Genomic DNA, 7,133 nt, shown 5'->3' on the forward strand with positions numbered 1-7,133 from the left:
TTCACGCGGGGATTTTCTGTTTTTGGGGAATAGGGGCACTTTGTTTTGGGTCAGAAAGGAAATGTCACACTTTCATGTCAATTACTGTATTGGTAAGAAGTCGATGTGAGTCAAAAAAGATGATGAAACCTTACAGTTTATATCAATTAATATGCGTACAATGGTTATAAACCTCAAGCGTACAGTTATTGAGGTACGTTGACTAAAGAACACTATAAGGGACATTATGTTCAAGCGCAGTATTAAATGGATACTCCCCTTCGCAATCTTAGGCGTGGCGGGTGGCGGTTACTTCTTAGTTCAAAAGACTGCACCAGAAGTTGAGACAGAAAAAACGCTCGACACCACACCTCGTGTCAAAACCCAAATTTTGCAAGCGCAGACTCATCAAGTGCAGATTTCGAGTTTCGGTGAAGTCGTACCTTTAGAGCGTACAGCATTGTCTACACAAGTTTCAGGTGAAGTGACCAGCTGGCACCATAACTTCCTTTCAGGCGGGGTGGTTAAACGCGGTGAAGTTCTGTTCACCATCGAGAAAGATGACTATCAAGCCGCGGTCCTGCAAGCTCAAGCAGAACTTGCCCAAGCTCAAGCTACTCTCATCGAAGAGCGTGCCAAAGCGAAAGTTGCAGAGCGCCAAGCTAAGAAAATCAAAGATACTCAAGTATCGGATCTTTATCTTCGTATCCCACAAGTTTTAAGTGCAGAAGCCCGTGTGAAATCAGCGCAAGCAGGGCTGCGTCGTGCCAATCGCGACCTAGAAAATACTGAAGTTGAAGCGCCTTACGATGCATTAGTGGTGTCTCGTAATATCGGTGTTGGTCAGTACATTACCGCAGGCTCTCAGGTAGCGGAAATCAATAACATTGAACACGCAGAAGTCATGGTGCCGATCGCTGGATTCGACGCGCCATTCTTACCGAAAGACATCGTGGGCGTCAGCGCTGAGATCATTGCTAAAGGTCGTATTGAGGCGATTCGAGAAGGTCAAATTGTTCGTGACTTGGGGGTGGTAGATAGTGCTACACGCATGGTGAACATGGTGATTCGTATTGATGACCCTTATGGCCTTAAATCGAATCTGACCCCACTGCCGTTTGGCTCTTATGTTGAAGTCCAGTTTAATGGCCGAACAGTCGATAACTTATTTCAAGTGCCTCAAGAGCTTGTTATAGATGAGCGAGTGTGGGTCGTGGATCCAGAAGATAAACTGATTCCAAAGCCTGTACATGTGCTTCGTGAGGAGCAGGCCAACTTCTTTATCGATTCAGGCATTGAAAACGGTGACGAGCTGGTATTGACGGTACCAGAGTTTCCGCAGATTGGTATGACCGTCATTCGGGTCAACGACGAAGCAGATGTGTTGGCGCAGCAAGGAGAGACCAGTGAGTAACTCGACCCAGCGCGGTATAATTGCTCTGTTCGCCAACAATTCGGTGGCAGCCAACTTGTTGATGGCGTTTGTACTCATTATGGGTACGGTCAGTTATTTTCTGATCCAGCGTCAAATGTTCCCGAACTTTGAAATTAACTATATCCGAGTAACCGCCTCATATCCCGGTGTTTCAGCGCAAGAGATTGAAGAGACTATTCTCATCAAAGTTGAAGAATCACTTAAGGATGTCACTGAAATCAAAAAAGCAGTCACGGATGCGTATCGAGGTGGCGGCCAAGTTACGCTCGAAATCGATACCAAAGCCGATCTCCCTGAAGTACTCGACCGAGTCAAACAAAGGGTTGATGCCATTGCCAGCTTTCCAAGGGCAATGGAACCGATAAAAGTCACGCAAATCGAGTTCAAGCAAGATGTGATTGGTATGGTGCTGTCGGGCAATACCTCGTTGACCGAACTCAAAACTATTTCTAAACAGATAGAGAAAGAGCTGCTGCAACTGAGCGATGTGTCGCTGGTCGAAGTTAGTTCGCCGCCGGATGAAATCGGCATTGAGATTCACCCTGATGAGCTTCGTACCTATGATCTCACGCTGGACGATGTGGTGTCGGCGATTCAAAAATACTCCGCCAATTTCTCAGCAGGGCAAGTGCGAACCAATACTGGCTTGGTTTCTATTCGTATTGAAAACCAGTACTACGACGGCTATGAGTTCCGCCAAATCCCTGTCAAACTCGGTGCTAATGGCTCGAAAGTGTTGCTCGGTGATATAGCCACCATCAAAGATGAGTTTACCGAAGGACAGCATTACTTTAAGTTCTCGGGTGAGAATGGTATTTATCTCACGGTAAAAGCCACCAAAACTCAGAACATGGTACCGGTAGCAGAAACGGTTCAGCGCTACATAGAAGCTCGCAACCAAACTTTGCCGCATGGGATCCAAATCCATACCTTGATGGACATGACCTATTACCTCAACGCTCGTCTTGACATGATGCTCAAGAATTTGATGCAAGGTGCGGTTTTGGTCGCGGTATTGCTCACTATATTCTTACGTTTTCGCCTAGCAATGTGGGTAATGGTCGGGTTGCCGGTTTGTTTCCTTGGTGCGGTGATGTTGATGCCGCTGTTTGGCGTAAGTATCAATATCATTACTTTGTTCGCCTTTATCATGGTGCTCGGTATCGTGGTCGATGATGCCATCGTCATAGGTGAGAGTGTGTACACCGAGGTAGAGAAGAACGGAGGCGGTGTGACTAACGTGGTGCGCGGTGCTCAGCGTGTTGCGACACCTGCTACCTTCGGTGTGTTAACCACCATCGCGGTGTTCGTTCCGTTTTTATTCTCAACCGGCCCCGAGAAAGCGTTTTTCTATGGCTTGTCGATAGTCGTTATCTTCTGTCTCATCTTTAGTTTGATTGAATCAAAGCTAATTTTGCCTGCTCACTTGGCACACACTAGATTCACACCAGTGAAAGAGAATAGCTACCGAGCTCGGTTTAACCGCGCGTTCTTTAAGTTCGTCCACGGACCCTACAAGCGTACAGTGAGCCAATGTGTGGAATGGCGCTGGTCGGTCATGGCGGGATTCATTGCCATCTTGGTAGTGAGCGCAGCCATGGTGACGTCAGGGCATGTGAGAATGATTCCAAGCCCGAAAGTACCGTCTGATTTCCCTATGATCAGAATTGAAATGAACAGTAATGCTTCAGATGAGCAAACTATTGATGCGTTGCTGACTCTGGAGAAAGTGGTTAAAGCGGTTGATAACGACATCCAAGATGAATTTGGCATGCCGGTCATTCGCGACATGATGACCATTAATACCAGTCGAACTGAAGGCATGCTCATCTTACCGCTAGTGGATGAGGAAGTACGTCCTGTTGATGCGTTCGAGCTCTCTCGCCGCTGGCGTGAAAAGCTGCCGACCATCGTTGGACTAAAGTCCATTGTGATTAATGACAATGTGGCTGGTGGTGATGACGGTGATGAGTTTGGTTATCTGCTTTATGGACCCGATATGGAGGTGCTTAATGAAGCAGGAAGAGAACTCATTTCCAAGCTGCAATTGCAAACTGGGCTGTTTGATGTCAGCTCATCAATGGATACAGGCAGCCGAGAAGTACAGCTTTCTTTAAAACCTGTGGCCTACGATCTAGGATTGGATCTAGCCAGTGTTGCGGCGCAGGTTGGTGGTAGCTTTTATGGTGGTGAGGCACAGCGTGTGTTGAGAAACACAGAAGAAGTTCGCGTGATGGTTCGTTATCCTAAGCTGACCCGTGAAGCCTTTTCTTCACTGCGCTACGCGTTGATCACTACACCGTCGGGTAAGAAAGTAATGCTCGGCGATGTGGTGGAAATTGAGAGTAAACCGGGCATCAACCAAATCCGACGCGAAAATGGCTTTAGAACGGTTTACATCTACGGTTCTATTGACGAGACGGTTATCGAGCCAGATAAAGCGGTGAAGAACATCGAGGATAATGTCCTGCCAGAGCTCAAGGCGATGTTCCCAGAAGTGACTACCGAGCTTGGCGGTACGATTGAAGAGCAGCAAAAGCAATCGGCGGAACAAATTGTATTCTTTGTTGCGGGTATGATTACGGTTTATATCCTGCTTGCGGTGCCGCTCAAAAGTTATGCTCAACCGCTGATCATCATGTCGGTTATCCCATTTAGCCTGACCGGGGCGATCTGGGGGCACTATTTCTACGGTTTGGATATGTCGATGATGTCGACGTTCGGCCTTATCGCGGCAGCGGGGGTAGTGATCAACGACTCGTTGGTGATGACCGATTACGTCAACCAAATCAAAGCTCGCTGCGATTGCGCCAAAACCGCAGTTGTTGAGGCCGGATGTGCCAGGTTTAGGGCGATCACCCTCACGTCAATCACAACCTTCTTTGGTGTTCTGCCAATTATGTTTGAGACCAGTTTGCAAGCTGCGTTCGTCAAACCTATGGCCGTCGCGCTAGGGTTTGCGGTTATGTACGCCACGGTAGTGACCTTGATTGCCGTGCCATGCTTGTATGTGATTTTGGAAGACATTGGTGGGGTGTTCCGTAAGGTGAAAAGGCTTTACTTCCCGCTAAAACAACCTGCTGCTGAGCGCAGCTAATTCTCTTCTTGATAGGCTCGGTGGGTTCTAACTCCCGAGCCGATACCAACTTAATTCCAGATAATACCTATCAAAATACCTTGCTTACTTAGTGAGTTATTAAAATTTAACTCTTTATTTATCAATGTATTGTAAATAATTTCTTTAAGTCAAAGTTGTCCATGTATTCGATTTATAAATAGTTACTGCTTTGAGTAAGTCAGCACTAATTCATAAAGTCCCTACCAGAAAAGCGAGGACATCTTATCGTTTGATGTCTGGAGTTTGGTTAACAAAGGTGACTGACAATGAAAAAAACAGTGATTGCGCTAGGTATTGCTGCCGTAGCAAGTTCGGCTTTGGTGAGCACAGCAAGCGCTTGTTCGAGAATTACGCTAGATACACCTTATGGCGTGTCCCAAGTTCGCACCCTAGATTGGGGTGAGAAATTAGGAACGGTGGCGATTGTGACACCGAAAGGAACGAAGGTTGAGACCAAAGACGTACCTTCTTACCAAAAGGCAGCGTCGTGGACTGTGAAGTACCCAACGCTGAACCTGGAAGAGCGCGAAGTATTTGTCGATACCTCAGGTGAAGCAATCAACAGTGAAGGTCTGTCAGCGTCTACTCTCTATATGTATGATTCACAAGCTTTCATCAAAGACTATCAAGACACGGGTGCGCCTGCTGTGAACTGGGGTGACGCTGCGGCGTTTATGGCTCAGAACTTTAAGACGGTTGCTGACGCTGTGGCGGCATTTGAGGCGAATGAGTTCCAGTTTGCTTGGGCGGATGGCATTCATGGTACTCAACACGGTTTGCATATTTCTGTGCAAGATAAGTCGGGTGATATTGCTTTGTTTGAATTGAATCAAGGCGGCGAAATGGTGGTATATCACGGGTCAGTGAACGATAAGCTGCGTGTGATGGCGAATGCACCTTTGCAACAGTATCACGACCAAAATGCCGAAAAGATTGGTGATATGACGGTAGTCGAGAACGGCTTCAAGATTGGCTCTTCAATTGCGTCATCGGAGCGTATGCTGCGAGGCCTATACAACACTGCACATGTAGAGTTCTCTGATACAGCAACATGGGCACAAACTGAGGGCAAGCTGCAGTCTACTTTTGATGCGGGCAATTTGGTACCTCAAGACATTATTGATCCTACCAATGGTGAAACGTACGCCACGTGGATCCAGTACACCTATAACTTAGAGAACGGCTCATTCAAGATGCGTAACTTTGATACGTATAGTGAAATTCGTATCGATCTGAACGATTTAGCAACCATTTCTCAAGTCTCCTGCGCCGACTTGGTTGAACAAGCAGAAGTTTCTGGCACTGCAACCTTTACTCCTTGCCAATAAGGGCAACTTTGCCCTGAGGGTGCCATTACTCAGGGGGAAGTCAATCCACGGACGACCTAATTAAAGGGACTTATGTTTAATTAGGTAACTTCATGAAAAAAATACTATTCACTGTCGCGTTGTGTGCGATGACAGCAGGCGCATTCGCGTCAAATTCGACGCTTGCAGAAACTGCGGGTGAGGATATTAACTACGGCGATCCGACGGCTTCTTTTTCAACGCTTGGTGTTTCTCGCTCAGGGGATGCAACTCAGCTCAACGGTATGTTGGGGATAGGGAACAACATCTTCCAACTTGATCTAGGTATAGCGGACAAGAAAACCTCTGAGGGCAAACTTGACTATAACTATCGTGGACGCTATTTCCATGTTACCGATGGACTAGGTTTTAGCGTGGATGTTCTAGGGGATCGTAATAGCACAACTGCATTAGCAGGCATGATCTATAAGTTTCAGGTTACAGAGAATGTAATGCTTTTCCCTATGCTTTCTGTTGGTCGAACCGCTGCGGATGAAGCAGGAAAACAGACGTTTAAGTCGACGGTATATCAAGCAGGTCTCTATGGTATGTACGCTTTCGATGCTGGTCACTGGCTGTATGCTAATCCTAAATCAACTTACGTCCAACAAGCAAAAGAGTGGGTACCTCAGGTAGAAATCGGTGGTGGCTATATGGTTTCCGATGTCGTCTCAGTGGGTTTTAAAGTGGAACACACTGCAGAAACGGAATACCTAAAAAAAGACACCACAGGTTGGCTACAAGCTAACTACTACTTCTAATGAGGTGAGATCGTGGAAGACACAGTAGACATCGTCTCGATGTGTGTCATGGATGATCGCAGTTTTATTATGGCTTATTTGATTGGAGCGGCATCGATGGTGTTATGGTTTGAGTTTCGCAGGCTCGGCTCAAAGGCTAGACGCCAAGATGATGAAGCTAAGCAAGGATCAGATAAAACAACGGCTCCTTAGGGAGTAATGCTTGTAAGTTAAGAAGCTAACACCTTTTAGAAGGCCTAGTCGCATAGCGACTGGGCCTTCTTTTTACCGCTCTTGGATAGCTCCTATCTCGCCTTTCTGGCAACGTAAAACTCTCAGCCATATCTAGGATATAGTTCATCACCTCCGGGATTCTTCCAGGTGCGACGGCAGGAAGGAGTTGTAACTGTCCTATTAAGAACAACGAAGCTTGTTTAAAGCCTATCTGGTAAGGCATTACCTTGTTTTGGTCGTAGGCCATTTGGCACATTAAGAACCGAAGTAAGTTATAGGCC

The 7,133-nt window shown here is 46.7% G+C and carries 5 protein-coding genes and 1 pseudogene; 5 read left to right on the plus strand and 1 reads right to left on the minus strand.

Going from position 1 to position 7,133, the window contains the following annotated elements:
* Nucleotides 1–223 precede the first annotated feature (223 nt).
* From L4C42_RS00675 to L4C42_RS00695, 5 genes are all read left to right on the plus strand, one after another.
* Nucleotides 224–1,393 (plus strand): efflux RND transporter periplasmic adaptor subunit, encoded by a 1,170-nt coding sequence (locus L4C42_RS00675; RefSeq protein WP_353500141.1) that lies wholly within the window; start codon nt 224–226, stop codon nt 1,391–1,393.
* Complete coding sequence (locus tag L4C42_RS00680; protein ID WP_429758938.1) at nt 1,386–4,511, plus strand: efflux RND transporter permease subunit; 3,126 nt, start codon at nt 1,386–1,388, stop codon at nt 4,509–4,511. Before L4C42_RS00675 ends, L4C42_RS00680 begins: the two co-directional genes overlap by 8 nt.
* A gap of 287 nt (nt 4,512–4,798) precedes the next feature.
* Nucleotides 4,799–5,860, plus strand: a complete 1,062-nt coding sequence (locus tag L4C42_RS00685; protein ID WP_353499661.1) for a linear amide C-N hydrolase — start codon at nt 4,799–4,801, stop codon at nt 5,858–5,860.
* A 92-nt stretch (nt 5,861–5,952) separates the two neighbouring features.
* On the plus strand, nt 5,953–6,639 hold the full coding sequence (locus tag L4C42_RS00690; RefSeq protein ID WP_418642847.1) for a hypothetical protein: 687 nt from the start codon (nt 5,953–5,955) through the stop codon (nt 6,637–6,639).
* 12 nt (nt 6,640–6,651) lie between these two features.
* Complete coding sequence (locus L4C42_RS00695; RefSeq protein ID WP_353499659.1) at nt 6,652–6,831, plus strand: hypothetical protein; 180 nt, start codon at nt 6,652–6,654, stop codon at nt 6,829–6,831.
* Nucleotides 6,832–6,856: 25 nt separating this feature from the next.
* Here L4C42_RS00695 and L4C42_RS00700 read toward each other — a convergent pair.
* Nucleotides 6,857–7,133, minus strand: a pseudogene (locus L4C42_RS00700) (IS4 family transposase); the annotation flags it as partial.

The sequence above is a fragment of the Vibrio wakamikoensis genome (assembly GCF_050337275.1).
In the GTDB taxonomy this organism is placed as follows: Bacteria; Pseudomonadota; Gammaproteobacteria; order Enterobacterales; family Vibrionaceae; genus Vibrio; species Vibrio chaetopteri.

Bases quoted from the DNA above. Each gene is read 5' to 3' on its own strand.
- L4C42_RS00685 (WP_353499661.1), top strand. From the start codon at position 4,799: ATGAAAAAAACAGTGATTGCGCTAGGTATTGCTGCCGTAGCAAGTTCG.
- L4C42_RS00690 (WP_418642847.1), top strand. From the start codon at position 5,953: ATGAAAAAAATACTATTCACTGTCGCGTTGTGTGCGATGACAGCAGGC.